Source organism: Streptomyces sp. NPDC020780, from assembly GCF_044334475.1.
In the GTDB taxonomy this organism is placed as follows: Bacteria; Actinomycetota; Actinomycetes; order Streptomycetales; family Streptomycetaceae; genus Streptomyces.
This window is the reverse complement of record NZ_JBIRTB010000003.1, coordinates 16,365-40,198: the sequence shown is the minus strand read 5'-3', so window position 1 is coordinate 40,198 and position 23,834 is coordinate 16,365. Positions and strand designations below refer to the sequence as shown.

25 protein-coding genes are annotated in these 23,834 nt (G+C 72.8%); 12 read left to right on the top strand and 13 right to left on the bottom strand.

Annotated elements, in window-relative coordinates:
- Positions 1–70 precede the first annotated feature (70 nt).
- Both ACH4VO_RS06460 and ACH4VO_RS06455 read left to right on the top strand, forming a co-directional pair.
- Positions 71–790 (top strand): DUF4230 domain-containing protein, encoded by a 720-nt coding sequence (locus ACH4VO_RS06460; protein WP_360989281.1) that lies wholly within the window; start codon positions 71–73, stop codon positions 788–790.
- Between the two features lie 106 nt (positions 791–896).
- Positions 897–1,406 carry a DUF664 domain-containing protein gene (locus ACH4VO_RS06455; protein ID WP_360989283.1) on the top strand — a complete coding sequence of 170 codons (510 nt, stop codon included), beginning with the start codon at positions 897–899 and terminating at the stop codon, positions 1,404–1,406.
- Here the strand turns inward: ACH4VO_RS06455 and ACH4VO_RS06450 are convergent.
- On the bottom strand, positions 1,367–2,212 hold the full coding sequence (locus ACH4VO_RS06450) for an AraC family transcriptional regulator (RefSeq protein WP_360989285.1): 846 nt from the start codon (positions 2,210–2,212) through the stop codon (positions 1,367–1,369). The two genes, ACH4VO_RS06455 and ACH4VO_RS06450, sit on opposite strands and share 40 nt — an antisense overlap.
- An 87-nt stretch (positions 2,213–2,299) precedes the next feature.
- Here ACH4VO_RS06450 and ACH4VO_RS06445 point away from each other — a divergent pair, with 87 nt between their 5' ends.
- Entirely contained in the window at positions 2,300–2,731 is a 432-nt protein-coding gene (locus tag ACH4VO_RS06445) for a DUF2000 domain-containing protein (protein ID WP_360989288.1), read from the top strand.
- Positions 2,732–2,871: 140 nt separating this feature from the next.
- Positions 2,872–3,159 carry a hypothetical protein gene (locus ACH4VO_RS06440; RefSeq protein WP_360989291.1) on the top strand — a complete coding sequence of 96 codons (288 nt, stop codon included), beginning with the start codon at positions 2,872–2,874 and terminating at the stop codon, positions 3,157–3,159.
- Between the two features lie 111 nt (positions 3,160–3,270).
- On the opposite strand, the gene ACH4VO_RS06435 is transcribed toward ACH4VO_RS06440, so the two are convergent.
- From ACH4VO_RS06435 to ACH4VO_RS06410, 6 genes are all read right to left on the bottom strand, one after another.
- Positions 3,271–3,702 (bottom strand): protein phosphatase, encoded by a 432-nt coding sequence (locus tag ACH4VO_RS06435; protein ID WP_360989293.1) that lies wholly within the window; start codon positions 3,700–3,702, stop codon positions 3,271–3,273.
- A gap of 2 nt (positions 3,703–3,704) precedes the next feature.
- Positions 3,705–3,977 (bottom strand): HPr family phosphocarrier protein, encoded by a 273-nt coding sequence (locus ACH4VO_RS06430; RefSeq protein WP_360989297.1) that lies wholly within the window; start codon positions 3,975–3,977, stop codon positions 3,705–3,707.
- 59 nt (positions 3,978–4,036) lie between these two features.
- Positions 4,037–6,082, bottom strand: a complete 2,046-nt coding sequence (locus ACH4VO_RS06425; protein WP_360989299.1) for a fructose-specific PTS transporter subunit EIIC — start codon at positions 6,080–6,082, stop codon at positions 4,037–4,039.
- 94 nt (positions 6,083–6,176) lie between these two features.
- A complete protein-coding gene (gene pfkB / locus ACH4VO_RS06420) occupies positions 6,177–7,124 on the bottom strand; it encodes a 1-phosphofructokinase (RefSeq protein WP_360989302.1) in 948 nt (315 codons plus the stop codon).
- On the bottom strand, positions 7,121–7,882 hold the full coding sequence (locus ACH4VO_RS06415; RefSeq protein WP_360989412.1) for a DeoR/GlpR family DNA-binding transcription regulator: 762 nt from the start codon (positions 7,880–7,882) through the stop codon (positions 7,121–7,123). The genes pfkB and ACH4VO_RS06415 overlap by 4 nt, the downstream gene beginning before the upstream one ends.
- A 167-nt stretch (positions 7,883–8,049) precedes the next feature.
- Positions 8,050–8,295, bottom strand: coding sequence for a DUF6296 family protein (locus tag ACH4VO_RS06410; RefSeq protein WP_069173790.1), 246 nt, complete (start codon positions 8,293–8,295; stop codon positions 8,050–8,052).
- Positions 8,296–8,599: 304 nt separating this feature from the next.
- Here ACH4VO_RS06410 and ACH4VO_RS06405 point away from each other — a divergent pair, with 304 nt between their 5' ends.
- The 4 genes from ACH4VO_RS06405 to ACH4VO_RS06390 all read left to right on the top strand — a co-directional run bounded on the left by ACH4VO_RS06405 (position 8,600) and on the right by ACH4VO_RS06390 (position 12,157).
- Positions 8,600–8,851: a DUF5133 domain-containing protein gene (locus ACH4VO_RS06405; RefSeq protein WP_360989306.1), complete on the top strand. Its 252-nt coding sequence runs from the start codon at positions 8,600–8,602 to the stop codon at positions 8,849–8,851.
- Between the two features lie 209 nt (positions 8,852–9,060).
- A complete protein-coding gene (locus ACH4VO_RS06400) occupies positions 9,061–9,882 on the top strand; it encodes a PepSY domain-containing protein (RefSeq protein WP_360989309.1) in 822 nt (273 codons plus the stop codon).
- A gap of 225 nt (positions 9,883–10,107) precedes the next feature.
- Positions 10,108–11,244 carry a hypothetical protein gene (locus ACH4VO_RS06395; RefSeq protein WP_360989312.1) on the top strand — a complete coding sequence of 379 codons (1,137 nt, stop codon included), beginning with the start codon at positions 10,108–10,110 and terminating at the stop codon, positions 11,242–11,244.
- A 145-nt stretch (positions 11,245–11,389) separates the two neighbouring features.
- Complete coding sequence (locus ACH4VO_RS06390) at positions 11,390–12,157, top strand: NPP1 family protein (RefSeq protein WP_360989315.1); 768 nt, start codon at positions 11,390–11,392, stop codon at positions 12,155–12,157.
- Between the two features lie 256 nt (positions 12,158–12,413).
- On the opposite strand, the gene ACH4VO_RS06385 is transcribed toward ACH4VO_RS06390, so the two are convergent.
- Positions 12,414–12,836 (bottom strand): PPOX class F420-dependent oxidoreductase, encoded by a 423-nt coding sequence (locus ACH4VO_RS06385; RefSeq protein WP_360989317.1) that lies wholly within the window; start codon positions 12,834–12,836, stop codon positions 12,414–12,416.
- 272 nt (positions 12,837–13,108) lie between these two features.
- Between ACH4VO_RS06385 and ACH4VO_RS06380 the strand changes: the two genes are divergently transcribed.
- The 4 genes from ACH4VO_RS06380 (at position 13,109) to ACH4VO_RS06365 (ending at position 16,101) form a co-directional block, all read left to right on the top strand.
- Entirely contained in the window at positions 13,109–13,426 is a 318-nt protein-coding gene (locus ACH4VO_RS06380; RefSeq protein WP_360989319.1) for a hypothetical protein, read from the top strand.
- Between the two features lie 123 nt (positions 13,427–13,549).
- Complete coding sequence (locus tag ACH4VO_RS06375; protein WP_360989322.1) at positions 13,550–14,221, top strand: TetR family transcriptional regulator; 672 nt, start codon at positions 13,550–13,552, stop codon at positions 14,219–14,221.
- Positions 14,218–14,994, top strand: a complete 777-nt coding sequence (locus tag ACH4VO_RS06370; RefSeq protein ID WP_360989325.1) for an SDR family NAD(P)-dependent oxidoreductase — start codon at positions 14,218–14,220, stop codon at positions 14,992–14,994. Before ACH4VO_RS06375 ends, ACH4VO_RS06370 begins: the two co-directional genes overlap by 4 nt.
- A gap of 66 nt (positions 14,995–15,060) precedes the next feature.
- A complete protein-coding gene (locus ACH4VO_RS06365; RefSeq protein WP_360989328.1) occupies positions 15,061–16,101 on the top strand; it encodes an NAD(P)-dependent alcohol dehydrogenase in 1,041 nt (346 codons plus the stop codon).
- Between the two features lie 433 nt (positions 16,102–16,534).
- Here ACH4VO_RS06365 and ACH4VO_RS06360 read toward each other — a convergent pair whose 3' ends face one another.
- The 5 genes from ACH4VO_RS06360 to ACH4VO_RS06340 all read right to left on the bottom strand — a co-directional run bounded on the left by ACH4VO_RS06360 (position 16,535) and on the right by ACH4VO_RS06340 (position 23,818).
- The gene (locus tag ACH4VO_RS06360; RefSeq protein ID WP_360989331.1) at positions 16,535–17,860 is read right to left on the bottom strand and encodes an ROK family protein; all 1,326 of its coding nucleotides are present in this window, start codon (positions 17,858–17,860) and stop codon (positions 16,535–16,537) included.
- Positions 17,861–18,142: 282 nt separating this feature from the next.
- Positions 18,143–19,723: a mucoidy inhibitor MuiA family protein gene (locus ACH4VO_RS06355; protein ID WP_360989334.1), complete on the bottom strand. Its 1,581-nt coding sequence runs from the start codon at positions 19,721–19,723 to the stop codon at positions 18,143–18,145.
- A gap of 7 nt (positions 19,724–19,730) precedes the next feature.
- On the bottom strand, positions 19,731–21,740 hold the full coding sequence (locus ACH4VO_RS06350; protein ID WP_360989336.1) for a DUF4139 domain-containing protein: 2,010 nt from the start codon (positions 21,738–21,740) through the stop codon (positions 19,731–19,733).
- A gap of 129 nt (positions 21,741–21,869) precedes the next feature.
- A complete protein-coding gene (locus ACH4VO_RS06345) occupies positions 21,870–22,757 on the bottom strand; it encodes an NAD-dependent protein deacetylase (RefSeq protein ID WP_360989339.1) in 888 nt (295 codons plus the stop codon).
- Between the two features lie 62 nt (positions 22,758–22,819).
- Positions 22,820–23,818: a YafY family protein gene (locus tag ACH4VO_RS06340; RefSeq protein WP_360989342.1), complete on the bottom strand. Its 999-nt coding sequence runs from the start codon at positions 23,816–23,818 to the stop codon at positions 22,820–22,822.
- Positions 23,819–23,834: the final 16 nt, after the last annotated feature.

Here is a 23,834-nt window from a genome sequence, read left to right as displayed (position 1 = left end):
CCCGTACAGGATCTGGCGTAATCGGCGTCTACGGCGGACTGAAATCGCCGGGCGGGGTCACACGGAAGGTATGACGTCCACTGACGTAAGGACAGACAGCGCCGGAGAACCCGGCGACGGCGACAGGCCCCGCTCGCGCCCCCGTTCCCGTACGCGAGGATGCCTGCCCTTCGCCGGCGTGTGCGCCGCCGGCCTCGTCCTCCTGCTCCTGGGCAGCAGGATCAGCCTCCTGCCCGGACTGGGGGGTCTCTTCGGCGAGGAGACCACGGACCGCTCCGGTCCCGCGGTGCTCAAGTCGATCCAGGACATGAGCGCGTACGAGGCGGCCTCCGGCAACTTCCAGGTCGTCGTCGACCTGGAGAAGGACGCGAAGTTCCTCCCGGACGCCATCCGCGGTACCCGAACCCTCTACGTGGGCGCCGGCACGGTGCAGGCATCCGTCGACCTCGGCAAGGTGGCCGAGAACGGGGTCGTCGTCGACGAGGACCGCACGACGGCCGAACTCCGCCTGCCGCACGCCGTACTGGGCAAGCCGGCCCTGGACCCGGAACGCTCCTACGCGGTGTCCAAGCAGCGCGGCCTGCTGGACCGGCTCGGCGACCTCTTCTCCGACAACCCCGCCGGCGAACAGGCGGTCAACAAGCTGGCCGCCGAGCACATCGGGAAGGCGGCAGAGGAGAGCGGCCTCACCGAGCGGGCGGAGAAGAACACCACCGCGATGCTCACGGGACTTCTCGGATCGCTGGGTTTCGAGAAGGTCACCGTGACCTACGTGGGCCCGCGCCCCTGAGCCGTACGGTGCGCCCGCCCGTGCACGGTGATGACGCCGGGCGGGGGCCCGGACCCCCGCCGTGTCGCAGCCGGGGCCCTGGCCGCCGACCGGCCATGGTGGTCGTATGAACAGTGCAGGCTTGCTCACCGAAGCGTTCTCGCGCATCCAGGAAGAAGTGCACGCCACCGTCGAAGGAGTGTCGCCGCACATGCTCAACGCCAGGCTCGACGACGGGGCCAACTCGATCGCCTGGCTCGTATGGCACCTCACGCGTGTCCAGGACGACCACCTGGCCGACGCCGAGGGGAGGGAGCAGGTCTGGTTCTCGCAGGACTGGGCCTCCCGCTTCGAACTGCCGCTGGCGAAGGGCTCGACCGGCTACGGGCACAGCAGCGAGGAGGCGGCGTCCGTACGGGTCTCCTCGGCCGGTCTCCTCCTCGGCTACCACGACGCCGTGCACGAGCGGACCGTCGGTTTCGTGGCGGGGCTCGACGGCCGCGCCCTGGACAGGATCGTGGACGAGTCCTGGTCGCCGCCCGTGACCCTCGGCGTACGGCTGATCAGCGTCCTCTCCGACGACCTGCAGCACGTGGGTCAGGCGGCGTTCGTCCGCGGGGCGCTCGAGCGCGGGTAGCCGGTGACGTCTTTCCCGGCGCGGGCGTAGTGGCCCGGGCTCGTGCCGACCACCCGCTTGAAGTGCCGCGAGAAGTGCGACTGGTCGTAGAAGCCGACCGACGCCGCCACGTCGGGGGGCCGCATGCCCCCGAGCAGCAGACGCCGGGACAGGTCGATGCGGCGGCTCGTCAGGTACTGGTGCGGAGCCATGCCGAACTCACGGCTGAAGGCCCGCACCAGGTGGGCCTGGTGGGCGTGCAGGCGGTCCGCCGCCTCCCCGAGCGAGAGCCCCTCCACGAACCGCTGGTCGATCAGTTCCCGCAGCTCGCGCGCGAGCCTGCCGTCACGCACCGGCGGCGCCGCGTCCACCTGGCCGCGCAGATGCCGCGCGAGGCGCTCGCAGACGAGCGCGAGCCGGCTCTGGGCCTCCATCTCGTCACCGCGCCGCTCGAGCGTACGGTGCAGCTGGTGCACGCGGTGGCGCAGCCGCTGGTCGCTGAGCACCGGGCGGTCCACCGCCCGTCCGACGAGGGCGGGGTCGATCTGCCGGGTGCCGAGGTACAGGACACGCTTGCGGAAGCCCTCCGGAGTCGCGGCGTCCCCGTTGTGCGGGATGTGCGGAGGCAGCAGCGTGACCACCGAACTCGGCGCCCCGTGCTCGTGGCGGTCGAGGTCGTAGCGGACCATGCCCTCGTCGACGATCAGCAGTGTCCACGCGTCGTGTGTGTGCATGGGGTAGGCGTGGTCGGCGAAGTGCGCGTGGAAGACCTCGTCGATCCCCTCGACGCGCGGACGCCACGCGATGATGTCCGGACGTGCACCCATGGGGGAAGCGTACAAGAGGCGCCTGCGGCCGACGGGCGTGCAAAGTTCGTACAAGACGGCCGGCGCGCGGCCCGGCAGGCTTTCCGTATGACCGATGACCTCACGCCCGTACGCTTCGACACCAAGATCGCTGTCCTGCTCCGTGACGACCTCGAGGCCTGGCAGCGGCTCAACGTGACCGCTTTCCTGGTCAGCGGCCTCGGGACGCAGGTGCCGGAGGTGATCGGAGAGCCGTACGCCGACGCGGACGGCACGCCCTACCTGCCGATGTTCCGCCAGCCCGTCCTCGTCTTCGCCGGGCCGAAGGAGCTGCTGACCACGGCCCACACCCGGGCGGTCGGCCGGGGCACGACCATGGCCGTGTTCACGTCCGATCTCTTCGCCACCGGTCACGACAAGGCGAACCGGGCGGCCGTCCGTGCCGTGGGACGGGACGCGATGGATCTGGTGGGCCTCGCGGTCCACGGGCCGCGCAATGCCGTGGACAAGATCCTCAAGGGCGCGTCGATGCACCCCTGACATGCGCCCGGCCGCCCCGATGACATCACGGCGTCACCGAACGGATACTTGCGGGCACATGTGTGCGATTGGCGGTGTGCGGTGCCATAATCGAATCAGTCCGCTCGACAGGCTCGTAACGTCCCGAAAGGCGACGCGTCATGAACTGGGCATCGTGGACTACCTGCGGTGTCTTCGCGGGATCAGGCGGAGTGCGCACCGAAGAGGTAGGCGTCGTGAACGGCGATCTGACCGTACACACGACATGGTCCGAGGGGCAGGCCGAGGTGGCCGTGCAGTTCAGCGGTGCCTCCGACTGGTTCACGCTGGCAGGCAGTCCGGTGCCGTGCCCCTCCGAGGAAGCCAGCCGTTCCTTCCACCAGAGCGTCGTCGAGGCGATCCGCGCGGGGGGCGGGGCGACCGTCCCCACCCCCCAGGCGGCGAAGTGACCCCCGGCAGGCCTTCCGGGGGCAGCCGGCCTGGCCGGGGCCGTCCCCGGCGCGGTCTCGACGGCCGTGACGGCGGCGCTCGCCCGTGAACGCGCGTACGCCGTCAGCCGGTCACGGCTGCGCGAAGCGCAGAACGTACCGGCGCTGCCAGGGGGTCTCCACGGCGCCGGGGTGATACCCGCGCCGTACGAAACCGACCGCCTCCTGCGGCGGCACACCGTCCAGCACCGCCAGACACGCCAGAGCCGTGCCCGTGCGCCCCCGGCCACCTCCGCAGGCGACCTCCACCCGCTCCTCCGCGGCCCGGCGCCAGGCCTCCACGAGCACGCTGCGAGCCACCCGGCGGTCGGCCGGAAGCCGGAAGTCCGGCCAGCGAAGCCACCGTGACTCCCAGGCAGCCGGGGGAGGTTGCCTGCCCAGCAGGTGGACCGCGAAGGTCGGGGCGAGGCCCGCCGGCAGTGGGCGCCGCAGACCCCGACCGCGGACCGTACGTCCGGAGGGCAGCCGCAGAACCCCCACGCCCGCCGGGTCCCAGAGCTCCACGCTCACACCGTGGCGTCGAGGTCCTGGGCGAGCAGGTCGGCCAGTTCGTCCACCGCCTCCCGCGCACCCTCCCCGGCGGCGGACAGCACCAGGGAGTCGCCGTGCTGGGCCGCCAGGGTGAGCACCGACAGCATGCTGCGCGCGTCGACCGGGTCGCGGCCGTCACGTGCGACGGTCACCGGGACCGGCTGGCGCGTGGCCGCCCGGACGAACAGGGAAGCCGGCCGGGCGTGCAGCCCGCCGGGGGAGCCGACGGAGACGGTGCGCTGGTACATGGGGTTCCTCCTGTGGGACGGGTGGGGTACGGACGTGTTCGCGGATCGCTCCGCAACGCTCAGACGGTCACGGGCACTTCGGGCTGTCCCGCTGCCACGGCGGAAGCCTTCGGGCTGCGCCGCAGGCCCTTGAGGGTGACGACCAGGCCGGCGGCCACCGCGGTGCCCGCCGCGACCGCCACCAGATACAGGAACGGCTCACCGATCAGCGGGACGACGAAGACGCCGCCGTGCGGGGCCCGGAGCGTGCAGCCGAAGGCCATGGACAGAGCGCCGGTGACGGCTCCGCCGGCCATCACGGACGGGATCACCCGCATGGGGTCGGCGGCGGCGAAGGGGATGGCGCCCTCACTGATGAAGGAGGCCCCCAGCACCCACGCGGCCCGGCCGTTCTCCCGCTCGGTACGGGTGAACAGCCCGCCCCGTACCGTCGTCGCCAGTGCCATCGCCAGCGGGGGGACCATACCCGCGGCCATGACCGCCGCCATCACCTTGAGGCTGCCGGGCGTAGGGTCGGCCAGACCGCCGACGGCGAAGGCGTACGCCACCTTGTTCAGCGGGCCTCCCATGTCGAAGCACATCATCAGGCCGAGGACGACGCCGAGCACGACCGCGTTGGAGCCCGACAGCCCGTTCAGCCAGTCGGTGAGGGCACTCTGCAGCGAGGCGATCGGCTTGCCGACCACGATGAACATCAAAAAGCCGACGGCGATCGAGGCGAGCAGCGGGATCACGAGCACCGGCATGATGCCCCGCAGGGTGCGGTGCACCTTCACCCGCTGGATCGCCATCACCACCGCACCCGCCAGCAGCCCCGCGACCAGTCCGCCCAGGAAGCCCGCGTCGACGGTGAGCGCGATGGCACCGCCGACGAAGCCGGGGACGAGCGCCGGCCTGTCCGCCATCCCGTACGCGATGTACCCGGCCAGCACCGGGACCAGGAAACCGAACGCGGCCGTACCGATCTGGTTGAGCAGGGCGGCCCAGCTGTCCGCCTCGCCCCAGACGAAGTGATCGGCGACCGACTTCGCGCTCGCGATCTCGTAGCCCCCGATGGCGAAGGACAGCGCGATGAGGAGGCCGCCGGCCGCGACGAACGGCACCATGTAGCTGACACCGGACATCAGATACGTCCGCAGCCGGACGCCGAAGTGCGCCGAGGCGCCGCCCGTGTCCTTCTCCGTGCCGTCGCTGCCGTCGGAGAACCGGCCGATCTCGCCGCGCTCCGCCTTGCGGCGGGCCTCGGCTATGAGCTCCGCAGGGCGGTTGATCCCCGCCTTCACCCCGACGTCCACCACCGGTTTGCCGCCGAACCGCGCCTTCTCCCGCACCTCGACGTCGTGCGCCCAGATGACCGCGTCGGCGGAGGCGATGAGGGCCGGGTCGAGCCGCTCGAACCCGGCCGATCCCTGCGTCTCGACGCTGAGGACGACCCCTTCCGCGCGGGCGGCCGCCTCCAGCGACTCGGCGGCCATGTAGGTGTGCGCGATGCCGGTGGGGCACGACGTCACGGCCACGATCCGGAACGGTTCCCCGGCGGTCCCGGAGATCCCCGAGGCATCCGCCGTACTCGAGGCGCCCGCCGGAAGCGAGGCCTCGGCCGCCTCCGGGGCATCCGCGGTCGCCCCCGGAGCGGTGGCCCCAGGAGCGGTCGGCGCCGGGATCCGCTCCCCGCGGACCAGGGCCGCGGCGGCGGCCGGGTCGCTCTCCGCCCGCAGCGCGTCCGTGAACGCCGGGTCCATCAGCCGCCGCGCCAGGGCCGACAGGATGGTGAGGTGATCGTCGTCCGCGCCGGCCGGCGCGGCGATCAGGAACACCAGGTCCGCGGGCCCGTCAGGTGCGCCGAAGTCGATTCCGTGAGCGCTGCGGCCGAAGGCCAGCGTCGGCGCGGTCACGTGCGCACTCCTGCAGTGCGGAATGCCGATGCCTCCGTCCAGACCGGTCGGCATCTGGGCCTCACGGGCCGCCACGTCGGCGAGAAAGCCGTCGAGGTCGGTGACGCGGCCGGCCGCGACCATCCGTTCGGCCAGGGAACGGCTTGCTGCGCTCTTCGTCTCGGCGGACAGATCGAGGTCGACCAGGTCCGCGGTGATCAGCTCACTCATCGCGGGGCTCCTTGCTCGTGGCCCGTCCGGGGACGGGTCCGGGTGGCGGTTCGGGGGAAAGGGGCTGCGGGAAGGCAGTACGGAACTGTGGCGGTCATGGAGCCGGCTCGCTCAGAGCGAGGTCCACGGGGATGTCCGCGGTCGTCACGACCGCGGAGTGGTCGAGGCCGTCCGGGGTCGGCATGACGCTTCCGGCGAGCTGGACCGCGGCAGCGCCGTGCGCCACGGCGGAGGCCAGGGCCGCCCGGCCCGTTCCGCCCGCGGTCAGGAAGCCCGCCAGGGACGCGTCCCCGGCGCCTACGTTGCTGCGGACCGCGTCCACCCGGGCGGAGGCGAAGTACGCTCCGGCCTCCTCCACCAGCACTTGCCCGGTGGCGCCCAGGCTGGCCAGTACGGATCGCGCCCCCCGCTCGCACAGCTCCTGCGCCGCCTTGACGGCGTCACCGACCGTCACGAGCGGACGGCCGACGGCCTCGGCGAGCTCCTCGGTGTTCGGCTTGACGACGTCCGGCCGCTGCGGCAACGCCGCTACCAGCGCCGCGCCCGAGGTGTCGAGGGCGATCCGGGTCCCAGCGCGGTGACTGCGGGCCACCAGTTCCGCGTACCACCGCGGCGGCAGCCCACGGGGCAGACTGCCGCAGCAGGCGATCCAGTCCGCACCCGCCGACCGTGCGCGCACTGCGTCCAGGAGGGCTTCCGCCTCGGCCGGCCCGATCTCGGGTCCGGCCGCGTTGACCTTGGTGAGCGTGCCGTCCGGCTCGACCAGGGTGACGTTGACGCGGGTACTGCCGGCGATCGGGACCCCTGCGGCCTCGATACCGTGCTCACCCAGCAGCCGGGCCAGCAACGCTCCTTCGGGTCCGCCCAGCGGTGCCACGGCGACCGTTCGGTGTCCGGCGGCGGCGACGGCGCGGGAGACGTTGACGCCCTTGCCGCCGGGGTCGACACGATCCGTGGTGGCCCGCAGGACGGCACCCCGGGTGAGGCCCGGCAGTTCGTAGGTCCGGTCCAGGCTGGGATTGGGGGTGACGGTCAGAATCATGCGCGTACTACTTCCGTGCCCAGGCTCTCGATGGCCCGGGCGTCCTCGGGGCTGAGCCCGGTGTCCGTGATGAGCAGGTCGACGTCGGAGAGGTCGCCGAAGCGGGCGAAGTGTTCCTGGCCCGCCTTGCCGGAGTCGGCGAGGAGCACGACCCTGCGGGCCGCCGCGATCACCGCACGCTTGACAGCAGCCTCGGCCAGGTCCGGGGTCGTCAGCCCGCCGTCGGGCGAGAAGCCGTTCGTAGCGAGGAAGACCACGTCGGCGTTGATCTCGCCGTACGCGCGCAGGGCCCAGGCGTCGACGGCGGCGCGGGTGCGGTGCCGGACCCGCCCGCCGACCAGGTGCAGGGAGATGCCCGGGTGGTCGGAGAGGCGCGCCGCCACAGGCAGCGCATGGGTCACGACGGTGACGCAGGAGTCGATCGGTACCACGGCCGCCAGTCTGGCGGTCGTCGTACCGGCGTCGATGACGATGTTGCCCTGAGCGGGCAGTTCCCCCAGCGCCGCGGCGGCGATGCGGTCCTTCTCGTCGGCGGCCACGGAGTCCCGCTCGGCGAGATCCGGCTCGAAACCGAGCCGTCCGGCCGGGATCGCACCACCGTGGACCCTGCGCAGGAGCCCCGCCCTGTCGAGAGCCTTCAGGTCGCGCCGGACGGTCTCGGCGGTCACCTGGAACTGCTCGGCCAGCGAGAGGACGTCGACGCGGCCGCTTTCGCCTGCGAGGCGCAGGATCTCCTGCTGCCGCTCCGGTGCGTACATGTGGTTACGTATCCGTTCCATGTCCGAGTCTGTGGTTTGAGCGGCAGACTACGGTCCCATGGCGGGAATGTAAACATGTTCGGGCATGAATGGGCACCGGGTGGACTGTGCGCCGACGTCCGCTTCTCTCAGGTGGTCCTCTCAGGTGGCTCTCCCGGCCGGGTTTCTCAGCCGGTGCGGCGGCCGTGGCTCAGCGGCCTCGCCAGCAGCGGAACCCGCAGGACCTGATGGCCCCCGCTGGCCTGCATCCGGACCTCGCCCCGTTCGCTGATCTCGGCGCGCACGATGCCGGTCTCGTCCTCGTAGATCGGGTAACCACCCGCGCCCGACCGGGCTGTGAGGTGGACGACGACGACATCGTCCGCTGCGCCCGTCGCCTGGAATATCAGCTCGTAACTCTCCGGGTAATCCATGACCGCCTCCTGACCGGGGCGCGGGCAGCGGCGGGCCACCCGACGTCTTCTATTGTTTCGCACCGGCGCACGGGGCGCACATGGCGCAGATGGAGCAACCACAGCTCCGCGGGAGCGGACGCGTCACCGTTCTTGATTCCGGATGCGCTTTTCGTAAGGCGGGGCGACCATCATCTGCAAGGGACCGGACGCGTGCTGACCACTTCGCACGGCCGCGCCCGTGACGCCAGGCGGACCGCCGGCGCGATCGGACACCGTCGGTGCGGGGCCCTGGCTCCCGGCCGCCCTGTGGAGAGGAACTGCCGTGCTGATGGCCAATCCCGCAACGCTGTGGAATCTCGTCAAGCGCTACGAATCACTGCGGAGCGCCCACGCACGGCTCGGGACCTCCGAGAGCAGCCGTCGTCTCGACGACGTCTCCTACACCCTCTGCGTCACCACGGGAACCCGGACGGTCGCGGACGCCCTGCTCGCCGCGGAGGCGCAGTTGCGTGCCGTTCCGCCGGCGGGACGGGTGGGGGCGGCGGTTCCGTCCGAGGTGCAGCTCACCGCCTGACGCCGCTCGCGACCTCGGAGAATGACGCCGGTTCGCGCGGACCGGCGTCATTCGGCGTGCGGGGCGAAACGGCGGCGCCGGGCCCCGGAACGGTCACCGTGCGGGGCCGAGGCACACGGCGACGGCGAACGGGGGGACCACGCCGTCGATCGGGTGACAGCCGCCGGTCGCGCAACATGACTGTTCGCGGGCGCGGCTAGTCATGCGGTATGAGACTTCAGCCCCGACGCAACAGACACGTTTCCCCGCGCACCCGTCGGCTCCGCGTCGCCGGCGCCCTGTGCGCCGTCCTTGCCTCCGCCCTGGTGACCGGCTGCGGACAGGACAGCGGAGACCGGACCACCGCTGCGACCTCGGAAGCTGCGAAGGTCATGCCGAACCAGACGGCCAGCCCGTCCGGGAGCGTCTCCGGCAGCCCGTCCAGCACGGCTCAGCTGACCCAGGACCAGATGGCGCGCAAGAGCTTCCTCTCGACCGTCAAGGTCACCTTCGACAAGGCGGCCACCACCGCCCTGGGTGCGGTGTCCGGGGGGAAGCTGGCCGAGCTCGACCTCAAGGGCCTGGATGACGGCAGCCAGGCGAGCATGAGCCCGAGCCCGGGCGGCAGCGAGAGCAGCAGTCCCAGCGGGAGCATGAGCCCGAGCCCGAGCGGCAGCCCCAGTCCGAGCGGCAGCTCCGCGGGCGCCAAGTGGGTCGCGGAGGTCGTCGAGAAGGACGGTACCGCGCACGTGGTGACCATCGACGCGGTCTCCGGCGCCGTACTCGACTCCAAGCCGGTCACCGATCAGACCGACGCCGAGAAGCAGCAGATGTCCGAGTGGATCGCCAAGGCGAAGGTGACCCCGCAGCAGGCTGCCAAGACGGCCACCGACAAGACGAAGGGCACGGTCACCTCGGCGGACCTCGACGAGAACTCCAGCCAGGTCCTGGTCTGGAAGGTCGAGGTGGTCGGCCAGGACTGGAACAAGACCGACTTCGAGGTGGACGCGGCCACCGGCACCGTCGTCAAGGCGGAAGTCAGCGACAACTGACCCCTCCCGGCCTCGTACATCGGTGGCGGACCGCCTCGCGGTTCGCCACCGACGCGTATCCCGCCGCACCCGCACCCGCACCCGGCCCCGGTCTCCGGTCAGGTGGTCCCGCTGCCCGGAGACCGGGTGAAACACAGGCCCGGACGGCCGTCCTACGGGACCGCACCTGTGGTCGCACTGGAGTGCGAGCGGTGACCTCGGCCCCGTCGGCACGTTGTAGGTGATGTGCCCCACTCTTCCTCCAGCCCCCATCCTGCCCCGGCCACCTCCGTCACGGCGAGCGCTCCGCGACCGTTCCTGCTGACCCACCAGCAGGGAGTCGCCGCCCGCCGGCTCCTCGGCTACGTGGCCTCACTACCACTGCACACGGCCGACGCGCAGCTCCTCGCCACGGTCGTCGCCATCCGTGCCGCCCGCACAGGAATCGGCAACCTCACCGCCCAGGACCTGCGTTCGCTGCGCCTGTCCGACGCGGAAGGTGCCGTCGCCGCTGTGGCCGTCCTGGGATGGCGGGGGCAGGACGCCCTCTTCGGCGGCAGTCCGGACGTCCCCGTCGCCGTCACCGTGCCGGATCTAGGGGCCGGACCGGAGGGGCGGCTGCCGTTCGGCAAGCTGATGCGGTCCCGTGTGTCCGGGTGGACCACCCGCACCCTGGCGGCCAAGCCCCTCAGGAAGACCTCGCCCGAAGCGCGGCTGGCCGCCCTCTTCCTGGCCGCCCACGGCCCCTCCGACGCGTACGGCCCGATCCCCGACGAACTGCCCGAGTGGTGCCGGGACGCACTGCCCGAACTCCTGGCCAAGGGGTTCCTCCTTGACGCGGACGGCCATCGCTACCGTCTCGCGGATCCGGTGCGCCACCTGTCGGGGATGCGCCCCCCGCCTCCCGTCGCGTGCCGGGCGGACGGCACGACGGCCACACCCGCGCCGACCTGGGAGGAGTGGAAGGGGCGGGCGAGCGCCGCGCTGCGCCGGCACGCGGAGGCCGTGGAGAACTGCCCGCAGTGCGCGCTGTCCACGGAGAAGGTCGCGGAGGCCTTCATGCGCGTGGCCGTTCCCGTGCAGGCCGACGAGAAGGTGCGGGCCGCCTGTGCGGCGTGGGAGGCCGCCCACCCCGACGAGGGGCCGCGTGCCGCGCGGTTCGCCGCCGCCTTCCGCGCGTCGCACGGCCACGGCCCGTCCGTGAAGCAGCTCTGCCTGGGCGTGGGCTGGGGCAAGCAGCGTCGTGAGCTGCGCGTCCTGGTCGTACGACGCCTGATCGCCGGGGGATGGCTGACCAACACCGACCCGGTGCCGTGGACGCTGCGTCCGGGCAGGGCTGTGCGGGACGGCGCGGAGGCCGCGGCGACCGCCGGCGCGGGCTGAGGTGGGCCGGGGCGCCCCGGCCCGGTGCGGGCCGGCGGCCGGGGCGCCCCCCGTCCCGGTGTGCGGCCGAGGGTTCGATCCGCTTGCGGTGGGCATGCCAAGGCTAGTCGCGTGCCCCCCACACGCGCCGACCGGGAGGACCCCGATGCTTCGCAGTCCGTCGATCCGCAGGATCCCCCTCGCCGCCGCCGGTGCCCTGGTGCTGGTCATGACCTCCGCCGGCACCGCCCTCGCGGACCCACCGACCGCGTTACCCGCGCGGGCGGACGCGATCGAGCAGACCTTCCAGCCCGCCTTCGACTACGACACGGACGGCTGTTATCCCACCCCCGCCATCGGCCCCGACGGGACGATCGCCCCGGGTCTGAAGACCACCGGCGCGGTCAACGGCAGTTGCCGCGACGCGTGGGACCTGGACAACACCAACAGCTACTCCCGCCACATGTGCAACAACGGCTGGTGCGCCGTCATGTACGGCCTCTACTTCGAGAAGGACCAGGCCGTGGCCGGCAGCGGCCTCGGCGGACACCGGCACGACTGGGAACACGTGGTCGTGTGGGTGCAGAACGACGAGGCACGGTACGTGTCCACCTCCGCCCACGGCGACTTCGACGTCTACGGCCGGGACAGCATCCGGTGGGAGGGGAGCCACCCCAAGGTCGTCTACCACAAGGACGGGCTGGGCACGCACTGCTTCCGTCCCGCGAACTCGGGCGACGAGCCCCCGGAGAACCACCGCCACACGTGGCAGTTCCCCGCCCTCGTCGGCTGGAACGGATACCCGGAGGGCCTGCGGGACAAGCTGACCCAGGCCGACTTCGGCAGCGCCCTCCTCGGCATCAAGGACGGCAGCTTCAAGGCGCACCTGGCGAAGGCCCTGCCGGCGGGCATCCCCTTCGACCCCAACGCCTGAGCGCACCGCGGGCCGGGCCTCTTCCCGGCGAGGCCCGGCCCGCGGTGCGGATGACTTCCCGGCGAGCCGTGGCCGTTCAGCCCCTCCCGAGCCCCGCGGCGAGAGCGTTCAGGCGGCCCGACACGGGGCCGAACGAGACCGGCCCGCTCCCCGTGTCGGCCAACTCGCCTTGGGAGGAGCGGAGTTACTCCTCGGCTCGCTCCCTCACCCGGCGGTTCGGATCCGGCCCCGGAGGAAGACCTGGGGCCGGACCCGATCAGCCCGCGGCCTGGCCGCTGTCCCGGAGGCCGCCCCAGCCGTGCCAGCGGTCGATCTCGATCCACGCGCTGACCCGGCCGCGGTCACGCTGCCCGTACGGCTGGCCGAGATAGTGACGGGACAGCCTGTCGATGTCGGCGAGGCCCTCGTCGTCGCGCATCTCGACGACGCGTCCGATCAGGGTGACGTGGGTGTACCAGTCGGCGGCGTCCAGCACGGTCAGGGTGACCCGGGCGTCCCCGCGCACATGGTCGAGGCGCTTGCGGCCCTCGTCCATGTTGACGAGTACCCGGCCGTCGTCCCAGAGGTACCAGGTGGCCGTGGAGACCGGCTGGCCGTCCGCGCGGAGGGTGGCGATGACGGCCGGATTGGCCTTCCGCAGCAGGGCGATCGCGGCGTCGGGAAGCGGCGGCTTCGACATGTTCTCTCCTCTTTCCGGTGCTGCGCGCCCGGCCCGGGGAGCCCGGGCGCGGCGGCCGGCCCGGCCGCGATTCCACGCTGCCACATCCCGCGACAGCCATCCCGCACCACCTGTCCCCGGCGTGACGTGGCCGGGCCTTTCCGATTCGGTCGGCCGAACGAGGCGACAGGCCCCGCGGTCGGGGGTAGGGGAGAGTCAAGGCCCTTCCGGGAGCAGCCCCTGACAACCGGAGCCCGGCCGGTACGGCGAGGGCCGCCACGTGAGGAGTACCTGTGACCACGTACGTCATCACCGTCCCCGGCACGTTCGTCCACGGCGTCACCGACGCGACGCGCTCGGAGGTGGAACGAAGGCTGCGCCCCCGGGATCCGCAGAACACCGAGTTCGGTACGACCGAGGATCTGGACCTCCTGACGGTGCAGGACGGTGGCACCTTCTCCATCCGGCTGGAGGTCGACGCCGACGACCGCGCCGGAGCGGAGGCCCGGGCGGTCCGCCTGGCCACGGCCGCGCTGCGGGCGAGCGGAGTGGCGGAGGCCGACGCGCCGCTGGGGGCGCCCGTGGTCACGGGGATCGACAGCGAGTACTGACGGCTGGCCCCCCTCCGCCCCGGTCGCCGGCGGCGTGCGCGGTGACGCACCCGGGTCGGCCCCTTCTGATGTCCCGATGCGACAGATGTCCCACTGGGACATTCAAGGGTGTACGGTGTGCTCATGGATCCGGTAGGGAACCCCCCCGAGCGACGCAGCCGCAAGGCGCTCAGGACCCGGGACACCCTGGCGCGATCCGCGTTCGAGCTGGTGCTCGAACGCGGGCTGCGCGAGGTGACCGTCGAGGAGATCGCGCAGGCGGCCGACGTCGACCGCCGTACCTTCAGCCGCTACTTCCCGAACAAGGAAGCAGCCGTGCTCGACGCGGTCCGGGGCGACGGTGACAGGATCAACCGGGCGCTTCGCGCACGGCCCGCCGCCGAACCGCCGCTCCTCGCCTACCGCCGGGCCGTCCTCGACTGGCTCGACGACCCGGAGGCCGAGCCGTGGCACCTGCGGCCGCGCATCTTCGACCTGCTCCTGCTGGCCGAAGAGGAACCGGCCCTGTACGCCGCCTACCACCACATCCGTGTCGACGCCCAGGAGGAGTCGGTCGCGATCCTCGCGGAACGGCTCGGCGTCGACCCTCGTCAGGACCTCCGTCCCGCCGTGGCCGTGGCCGCGGGAGCCGGAGCGCTGCTCGCCGCCCAGGCAGCATGGGTGCGGGGCGGCCGACCCGCCGCCCTCCCCGAATACGTCGTACACGCCTTCGACGCCCTCTCCGCAGACCTGCTGCGATCCCGGCAGGACGGACCGGCGCCCCACAGCACCACGCAAGGAAGCGCATCACCATGAGCACCCACCTCCCCACCGCCCCCGAGGCGGAGTTCGCCGGCAGGACCGCCCTCGTCACCGGCGGTGCGTCCGGCATCGGTCTCGCCCTCTCCCGGCGCCTCGCCGCGGGCGGCGCGACCGTCGTCGTCGCCGACTACAACGAGGAAGCCGCCCGCGAGGCCGTAGCCGAACTGGCGTCCGGTGGCGCCCGCGCCGCCGCCGTCGCCCTGGACGTCACCGACCCCGCCTCCGTCGAAGCCGGTGTGCGGCACGCCGTCGACACGTTCGGCGCCCTGCACCTCGCCGTGAACAACGCCGGCATCGGAGGCCCCTCCCGCCCCACGGGCGAGTACGACGTCGAGGCCTGGGACAAGGTCGTCGCCACAAACCTCAGCGGCGTGTTCTACTCCCTGCGCTTCGAACTCCCGGCCATCCTCGCCGCGGGCGGCGGAGCCATCGTCAACGTCTCCTCGATCCTCGGCACCAACGGCTTCGCGGGCTCCCCGGCGTACGTCGCCGCCAAGCACGGCGTCGTCGGCCTCACCAAGAGCGCCGCACTCGAATACGCGGACAGGAACATCCGCGTCAACGCGGTCGGTCCCGGCTTCATCGACACCCCGCTGCTCCGCGAGACCGACGGCCCGGCCCGTGACCACCTGATCTCGCTGCACCCGGCAGGCCGCCTCGGTACGTCGGAGGAGGTCGCCGAACTCATCGCCTTCCTCCTCTCCGACCGTGCCTCCTTCGTCCACGGCAGCTACCACCTGGTGGACGGCGGCTACTCGGCCTCGTGACCGCGCCCGAGTGGCGCACGGCCGGCGGGGGGCTCACAAAGGAAGCGGGGGGAGTGAAGGAGAGCCATGAAAGCCGTCCAGTACCGCACCATCGGCGCCGCACCCGAAGTCGTCGAGATACCCGAACCCGAACCGGGACCCGGGCAGGTCCTCCTCAAGGTCAGTGCCGCCGGTGTCTGCCACTCCGACTCCGTGGTGATGAGCTGGCCCGCAGAGGGTTTCCCCTACCCCCTGCCGCTCACCCTCGGCCACGAGGGCGTCGGAACCGTCGCAGCGCTCGGTGAGGGCGCCGAGGGCCTCTCGGTGGGCGACTCCGTCGCCGTCTACGGCCCCTGGGGCTGCGGCACCTGCGTGAACTGCGCGGAGGGCCGGGAGAACTACTGTCTGCGTGCCGCCGACCTCGGCATCAACCCGCCGGGGCTCGGCAACCCCGGCGCCATGGCCGAGTACATGATCGTCGACGACGTCCGTCATCTCGTGCCGATCGGCGACCTCGACCCGGTCAGGACCGTGTCCCTCACCGACGCCGGTCTCACGCCGTACCACGCGATCAAGCGGTCACTGCCGAAGCTCCTGCCCGGCACCACCGCGGTGGTCATCGGCGCCGGTGGCCTCGGGCACGTGGCCATCCAGCTGCTGCGCGCCATGACGGCGGTCCGCGTCATCGCGCTCGACGTCTCCGAGGAGAAGCTGGCCCTCGCACGGACGGTGGGCGCCCACGAGACGGTGATCTCCGACGAGAACGCCGCCGCGAAGATCCGCGAGCTCACCGGCGGCATCGGCGCCCGGGTCGTGTTCGACTTCGTCGGGGCGGAGCCGACCGTGAGGACGGCCGGCGCGGCCGCCTCCATCGACAGCGATGTCACCATCGTCGGCATCGGCGGGGGCCTGCTCCCGGTCGGCTTCGGCGTCCTGCCGTTCTCCACGTCGGTCACCGCGCCGTACTGGGGCACGCGCCGGGAACTCGCCGAAGTGATCGAACTCGCCCACTCGGGAGCCGTGGAGGTCCACGTGGAGACGTACTCCATCGACGAGGCCCCGCACGCCTACGAACGGCTCCACGCCGGGAAGGTCAACGGCCGGGCCGTCATCCTGCCCAACGGCTGACCCCGGCGGAACCCGGAGGCGGGCCGCCACCCCTCCGCGGGGGGCGGCCCGCCTCCCCGCCCCGCGCGCGTCCGGGTCGGAGCGGCACGGCCGGGGGCGGGGGAGTCCAGCGCCGGGTGCGCGGAACAGCCCGGGAGACGCCGTGGTCCTTCCTGAGCTGTGCGGGAGCGTCATAGCGCATGACCTGCCCCCGGGTGAGGGAGGACAGGGGCCGGCAAGCCGTGCCGCAGACCGCTGGCGCCGATGATGCCGTCGTGCGCGACGGCGGCGTGGACGAGGTCGTCGTCTCGGCCGCCGGGCCGGGCGAAACCCCGGGCCGCCAGCACGGCCCGGGCGGTGGCGGGGCCGTCGCCCGTGTCGGCGTTCCCTCAGGCCGGGGCGCTGACGCCGGACTGCGACGTACGGGCGGAGGCGCCCCGGGCGGCACGTCGGCTCATCCCTGCGCCGCCCGGTCCCGCAGAGTCGTCTGCCACGCGGGCACCTGCTCCTCGGGCCCTGCCTCCTGCGGCCGGCCGCCCCGCTCGAAGAAGTCGGCGAGCGGCAGGGCGGCCGCCCCGACGGTGACGGCGTCCGGCCCCAGGGTGCCGAGTTGGATCCGCACGTGCGAGGCCGGGTACGCGAGCGCGTACGACGTGGCATGGGCCCGCACGGAGTCCAGGAACCGCGTGCCGAGCTGGAGACCCGCCCAGCCCCCGACGAGGATGCGCTCCGGCTGGAAGAGGTTGATCAGGTCGGAGAACCCCGCGCCGAGGTACTCCGCCGTCTCTTCCAGGACGGCCAGGGCGGTGGCGTCGGGCTCCGGTCCGCTCCCGCCGTCCCGCCCGGCCGGGTACGCCGCGGCGAGCATGGCCGTGAGCGCGGCCTCCTCGTCGGCGTCCGGGAGCGGATTTCCGCCCGCCTCCCGCCAGCGCTCCAGGAGCGCCTCCGCGCCCGCATAGGCCTCCAGACAGCCCAGCGCACCGCAGCGGCAGCGGCGCCCTCGTACCCGTACGGTCAGATGCCCCCACTCGACGGCCCGACCGGGGCTCATGTCGTCGGTGACCACGCAGGCGCCCACACCGGAACCGAACAGCACGACCACCGCGCTCTGCGCTCCCCGCCCGGCACCGAACCACATCTCGGCCTGGCCGAGCGTCTTGGCGCCGTTGTCGATGTAGTACGGCACGTTCGCGGGTGCCGGCACGGACTCACGCAGCAGTCGCTCCAGCGGCACGGCGTCCCACCCGATGGTCTGGCCGTGCACCACGGCGCCGTCCTCCGGGGTCCTGGAGACGATGCCCGGTACACCGACGCCGACCCCGAGGAGCCGCTCGGCCTCGATGCCCGCGCGGTCCAGCACCTCGGCGATGCCCGCGCGCAGATGCCCCACCACGACACCGACGTCGTAGCGGTCGACCCGCGTCGGCCCGTCAGGCGACAACGGCCTCTCGGCCCGGGCCAGTTCGGTGAGGGCGAGGTCGAAGAGCTCGACCCGCACCCGGGTCTCGCCGATGTCCACACCGATCATGTACCGGCTCCGGGGCCGGACACGGAGCAGAGTGCGGGGGCGGCCGCCCGCCGAGTCGACACTGCCGGCCTCTTCGACCAGGCCTTCGGCGACCAGTTCGGCCACCACGTTGCTCACGGACCCGGAACTCAGCCCGGTCAGCGGACCGAGCGAGAAACGGCTCAACGGGCCGTCGAAATACAGACGCTGCAACACGGTGGTGCGGTTCTCGCGCCGCAGGTCACGCACCGTCCGGCCGCTGCGTACTTTCACCCTGCCCCCTCTCCTCCGGGCTCACCCGAGCAACATACCGCCCGGACACTCGTCGGGCGGGGCTTCCTTCACGGGTTAAGTCAAGTAATGATCGGGCGTCCCTCACGCCGCGGCCCCGGCGCACGCGGCGATCTGTTCGGCGTGCGGCCCGTTCGCTCGCCCCGGAGTGGTTGCGGGCGGCGGTGGCTGGTCTCGCGGTCACCCCACGGGGTCACCACGCACCACGGTCGGCAGCGTGCTCTCCGAGCAGCGTTCCCTCCACGGCGTTGACGGTCCCCGAGCTCAGAGGCCGGTGACCCTGCCGCTCGCCGACAGCTCGTAGACCAGGGTCACCGTGCGATGGCCGCCGGGCCGAAGGGCGACGTCCCACCGGAGGATGCCGTCGGCGTCGACCATGTCGGGCGCGGGGGAGCAGGCATCCTCCCGCAGTCGTACGTCCACCGCCGAGACCTCCGAGACCGGGAGACGCTCCCGCAGGACGACCACTCGGTCGTCCCGCTCACCGGGTGCGCCGAACCGGGACAGGTGCAGCTGGACCGTACGGGTGATGAGGGTCCGCTGCGTGAGCCCGGCGGAGGAGCGCGACTCCTCGGCACGCCGTACCACCCGGTGGTCGTCGCAGCTGCCGAAGGAGAGCTCGAAGGGGGCACCGGGGGCGGTGAAGTCCATGGTGCCCCGGCCGCTGAAACCGCTGTCGCGGACGAGGTCCACCGGGCCGGCGAGCAGGGCGTGCCCGGCCAGGTTGTCACCCCGTACCACTCGGGTGACCAGGGGAGAAAGCTCGGGCGAGCAGGCGTACTCACTGCGCGCGGGCGTGGTGAAGACGGACAGCGGCACGCGGTGCGCCCTGCCGTCGCCCGGTACGGAGACCGGTGCCGGGGACCGCAGCACCCGCGCCTCACCGCCGTCGTCCACTCCCGGCAGGCCGAGGACCGGCGCCGGCCCCAGGGTCCCGATCTCCTCCTCGCGGAGTTCGACGTCGACGGAACGGCGCTCCGCACCGGTACGGTCCGTGAGCGTCAGCCGGTCCTCGCTCAGGCGCGGCGGATCCGCGGCGAGCGCCGACCTCGCCGTCGACAGCGTCAGCCGCACGTCGTGCCAGTCCTCGCCCGTGCGCTGCCAGACCATCGCGTCGGTCTCCAGCGTCAGCGAACCGTCGCAAGTCAGGGAGCCGTCGTCGAGAACGGCCCGGTAGGCGGGCCGCCACAGTGCACACGGGGCGAGATGGCTCAGCCGCAGGCCGACTCGTCCGGCGACCTCGGTTTCCACGGTCAACTCGACGTGGCCGACGAGGTCGGCGGACTCCTCCTCGGCCGCGTACAGGGCCTGCTCCGCCTGGGAGAGCTCGGCCGCCAGTTCGGTCGACCGCGCCCGTACGGTCCGCAGCGACTCGGCGCACGCAGCGCGCTCGTCGTCGATCCGGTCCAGCTCACGGGCCCAGCGGGGCCTGTCGGTCTCTCCCGAGCCGGCCCCCTCACCGATCTCCCGCAGGAAATCGGCGGCGAGACGGCCGAGGAGGTCCTGGCGGGCCTCCAGCCGGTCGCGCCGCTGTTCCAGGGCGCGCCGCTCCTCCTCGAGGGCGTGTATCCGCAGGCGCAGGGGGGAGTCCTCGCCGGTGCGCGGAAGCGGCCCGCGCGGCGTCCAGCTGCGGACGATCCGCACGTCGAGCACGGTCGCCGGATGGCCGTCGGTCACTTCCGCGTGCAGCGTACGGTCGACGGCCAGCGCGGTGACCGGTCCCAGGAGCAGTCGCCGCACCCCTGCCTCCAGGTCCACTACGACGGCACGCTCGACGTGCGCGCGGTCCTCCAGGCAGGTGACAGCGGTGACGGGGAGGGGGATCGGGTTCGGGGGTGTGGTCATGGTGTGGTCAGCTCCTGCGGTTGCCGCCGACGACGGCCTTGCCGGCCGGGATACGGATCTCGTAGCCGCCGTCGAGCTCGGCGGTGCCGCCGGGAGGCAGAACCACCCGCCGGACGCGGGTGCCCGGTGCGTGGCGGTCGGGCCCCGGGCCGTTCTCGGGCTCCGTCCAGCCCGCCCGCTCCTCGATCCGGACATCGGGGTCGGAGGTGACGGGCACCCGCTCGCGTACCTCCAGGTCGACGGCGGTGGAGAGCCGGTTGGCCAGCTCTATGCGGACGCGGTGGTCGAGCACGGCGGTGTTGTTGCGCAGCCCCGAAGTGGACTCCCGCAGATGCGTACGGCGGGTGACCCGGACTCCCTCGGCCGGCCCGAGCCCGACGCGGCGTACCGCGCCGGGGGCGAGCGTGGGCAGTGCGGTGCTCAGCAGGAAGTCGTCGTCGACGGTGACGTCCACCGGACCGGCGAGCAGGGCCTGGTCGGTGGCGTTGGAGAGGACCAGTGTCGCGTACACGGTCTGTTCCAGGGACGGTATGCACAGGTACTCGGTGTCCGCGCCGACCGGAATGTCGCCGATGGTGACGGTGTGCCAGGTGCCGTCCGAGGGGATGTCGGCGCGGGTGGCGGTGTCGAAACGGTGGTCGAACGAGCCTGCCGACTCGCGGGGCCGCACGGCGTGCCCGGGCAGCGGCAGCGCGGCCACCGACTCGGCGCGGCGGCGGTGTTCGGCCGCCACCGGGTCGAAGGGGGAGCCGGGGAACAACCGGCCCCTGCGGCCGCCCTGTTCGTCGGGGCCGCACAGGACGAGGGCGGCGTAGTCGAGTTCATCGCCGCTCGGCTGCGGCGGCCCGACCGCCGGTACCTCGGTCACCGGCGGTGGTACGACTCCCCCTGGAGCCGCGGGCGCCATCGGCGCGGGGGCGCCGGTACGTGCCCGCACGGGCGAGGCGGCCCTGGAAGGCTCCGGGGAGTCCCCGCTCCCGACGGGAGCCCCGCCGTAACCCTGCGGCGCGGAGGTCGGTGGGGGAACGCGTACGGATCCGGCGGCCACGGGCGCGGCGGCGGCGGTGGCCGGGCGAGGGCCTGCCGCGTCGTACCCGGCGAACAGGTCGGCGAGGCCCGCCGGAGGTTCGCGCCAGCCTGTGGGCACCGAGGCGGGTTGCCGGCGTCCGATCCGGACCGAGCGGAGTCTCGGCAGATCGGTGTCGCGGCGCAGATCAGCCGTGGACAGGGCGAGGGACACACCGGTCCAGTCCTCGCCGGTCCGCTGGGCGACCGAGGCACGCAGCACCAGCCGGCCGCTGCTCTCGCCCTGGCGGTGGGAGAGCCGGTAAGTGGGCACCCAGACGGCGCCCGGCACCCCGTACTCCACCTCGAGTTCCACCTCTGCCTCCGCCGCCTCCGGGTGCTCGGTGCCGGAGGAGTCGATGACCAGCAGGGCGGAGACCGTGGTCTCCACGTGCGCCGAGGGGGCGTCCGTGGACGCGCGGGTGAGCCGGTCCACGGCGACGGCGAGCCGGTGCTCGGCCGTGAGCAGTTCTTTCTCCGCCTCGACCAGGCGGGTGTGCAGGCCCGCCAGCCGCTCGTCCACGAATTCGGCCAACTCCAGCCATGCCCCGACCGGGGTCCGGCGGTGCGGATCCTCACGCCGACGGGAGGGCGGCACCGGGCGCAGGGCCCCGACCTCCTCGATCAGGCCCAGCAGACGGTCCCGGCGGGACCGCGCCGCCGCGGCCCCGTCGCGAAGTCGCTCGACCTCCTGCGGCAGACCGTCGGGCGGGGGACCGCCGAGCGGCTCCGCTTCGACCTCCACCCGGGCCTCACCGACGCGCATCCCGCTGACGCCCGTGACACGGGCCCGCAGCGAACCGGGATCCAGGGAGCGGGGGAGGCCCGTGACCCGCACCCTGCCGTCCGGCGGCACGCTGCCCCGGGCCAGGCGGCGGCAGACCGCCCCCTGCTCGTACACCACTACAGAATCGAGGGTCGAGCCCCACCTCTGCACTGCCTCGGCCGTCATCTGTTCCGCCCCCTGTCCGTGACGGGCAGAAGCCTACGCCCGGCACGCGCCGGGTGGGCGTGTGCGACGTTGCCCGGGCACCACGTACGGCCGACGCGGGGTGCCGCGTGCGGGGCCGGCGGACAGCCCTCAGTCAGCGACGGGGACACCCAGCCGCCCGGCCACGGTGGTGAGGGCCGCTCCCAGGGGCAGTGCGACGCGCGTGACGGCGTGACGGTCGCCCCGCGTCGGATCACGGTTGACGATCAGTACCGGCTTTCCCGCCTGCGCCGCCTGGCGGACGAAGCGAAGCCCGGACATCACAGTCAGCGAGGATCCCAGGACCACCAGCGAGGACGCCTCGCCGACCAGTGCCCGGCACTGCTCGACCCGCGCGGGAGGCACCGCTTCGCCGAAGAACACCACGTCCGGTTTGAGGATGCCGCCGCACAGGGCACAGGGCATCACGCGGAAATCGCCGACCTGCTTGTCGGTGAGGTCGGCGTCACCGTCCGGATTCATCGCGGCGGCCACCGGCCCGAAACCCGGGTTGGCCTCCTCCAGTCGCCCGGCGAGCTCGCGGCGCGTGCTGAGGGCGCCGCAGGAAAGGCAGACGACCCGGTCCAGGCCTCCGTGGAGTTCCACGACACCGGCGCTGCCGGCGGACTGGTGCAGACCGTCGACGTTCTGGGTGATCACGCCGGAAAGCAGGCCGTGCTGTCCGAACGCGGCCACCGCCCGGTGCCCGGCGTTGGGCCGGGCACGGCCGAACGTACGCCAGCCGAGGTGACTGCGCGCCCAGTAACGGCGGCGGGCCTGGGCGTCGGCGGTGAAGTCCTGGTAGGTCATCGGCGTGTGCCGGCTCAGGCTCCCGCCCTCCCCCCGGTAGTCGGGGATACCCGACTCCGTGGACATGCCCGCGCCGCTGAGTACGAGTACACCGCCGGCGCCCAGCGCCTCGATGACCGGCTGCAGGTCGGTCGTGCCCGGCGACAGGTCCTCGGCAGGGGTCCAGCTCAAAGTGGGGCGCATGCGCATCCACCCAGGGTACGGAACCGGCGGGCCTGTCTGCCGGGCTCCAGGTCGCCGATGACCCGCCTCTACGCGGGCGGTGCACTCCTGGCCGAGTCCGCCAGCCGAGCGGCGAATGCGATGACGCGTTCACGGAGCTCGTCCGGCCGCTCGATCACGAACGGACGGTCGACCGAAGCGAGTACGGCGGGTACCCAGTCGAGCCGCTCCACACGCATCTCGACGCGGGACCAGCGTCCCGGCTCCGGTCCGGGGCGGTCCTGCGGTGCGACGTCCACCACGACGGCGATGCCGGCCGGAAGCCGGTCCCGGACCTCGTCGGCCGTCCCCCGGACCAGCACGGCCACCTCGTGCCGGTACGGGGCGGTGGCGAGCACCGACAGGACGCGCTCCGCCGGATCGAAGGAGGCGGGCGGGTCGAACGAGCCGGGCAGGGTCCTCGCGTGGGTGATGCGGTCCAGCCGGAACGTACGGTCCTCGCCGACTGTGAGGTCCGCCCCGGTGACGTACCACTTGCCGGAGTGGGCGACGAGCCCGTACGGGTGCACCGTGCGTTCGCTGCGCCGTCCGTCGACTGCGACGTACCGGATGGCGACCGGCCGGTGATGGCGCACCGCGTCGGCGATCGGAAGCAGGATTCCGGTCTCGGGGGCTGTCGACGTGCCGGGCGGAGTCGTGAAGGCGAGGGAGTCGAGCACGGCGTCGAGCCTGCGGCCCAACCGGTCGGGCAGGACCCGCCGGATCTTGGCGGCCGCGGTGTCGCTCGCCGTGCCCGCGGCGGTCAACAGGCCCGCGCGGCGGCCCGCGAGCAGGCCGAGCAGCACGGCGAGGGCTTCGTCGTCGCTGAGCATGAGCGGGGGCATGCGGTAGCCGGAAGCGAGCCGGTAACCGCCGTAGCGGCCGCGCACGGACTCGACGGGCACGTCCAGATCGAGGAGGTGATCGGCGTACCGGCGCACCGTGCGTTCGTCGACGCCGAGCCGGTCGGCGAGTTCGGCCACGGTCCGCAGGCCGCCCGACTGCAGGAGTTCCAGCAGGATGAGGACGCGCGCGATGGGTCGGGACATGGGGGCAAGTCTCTCG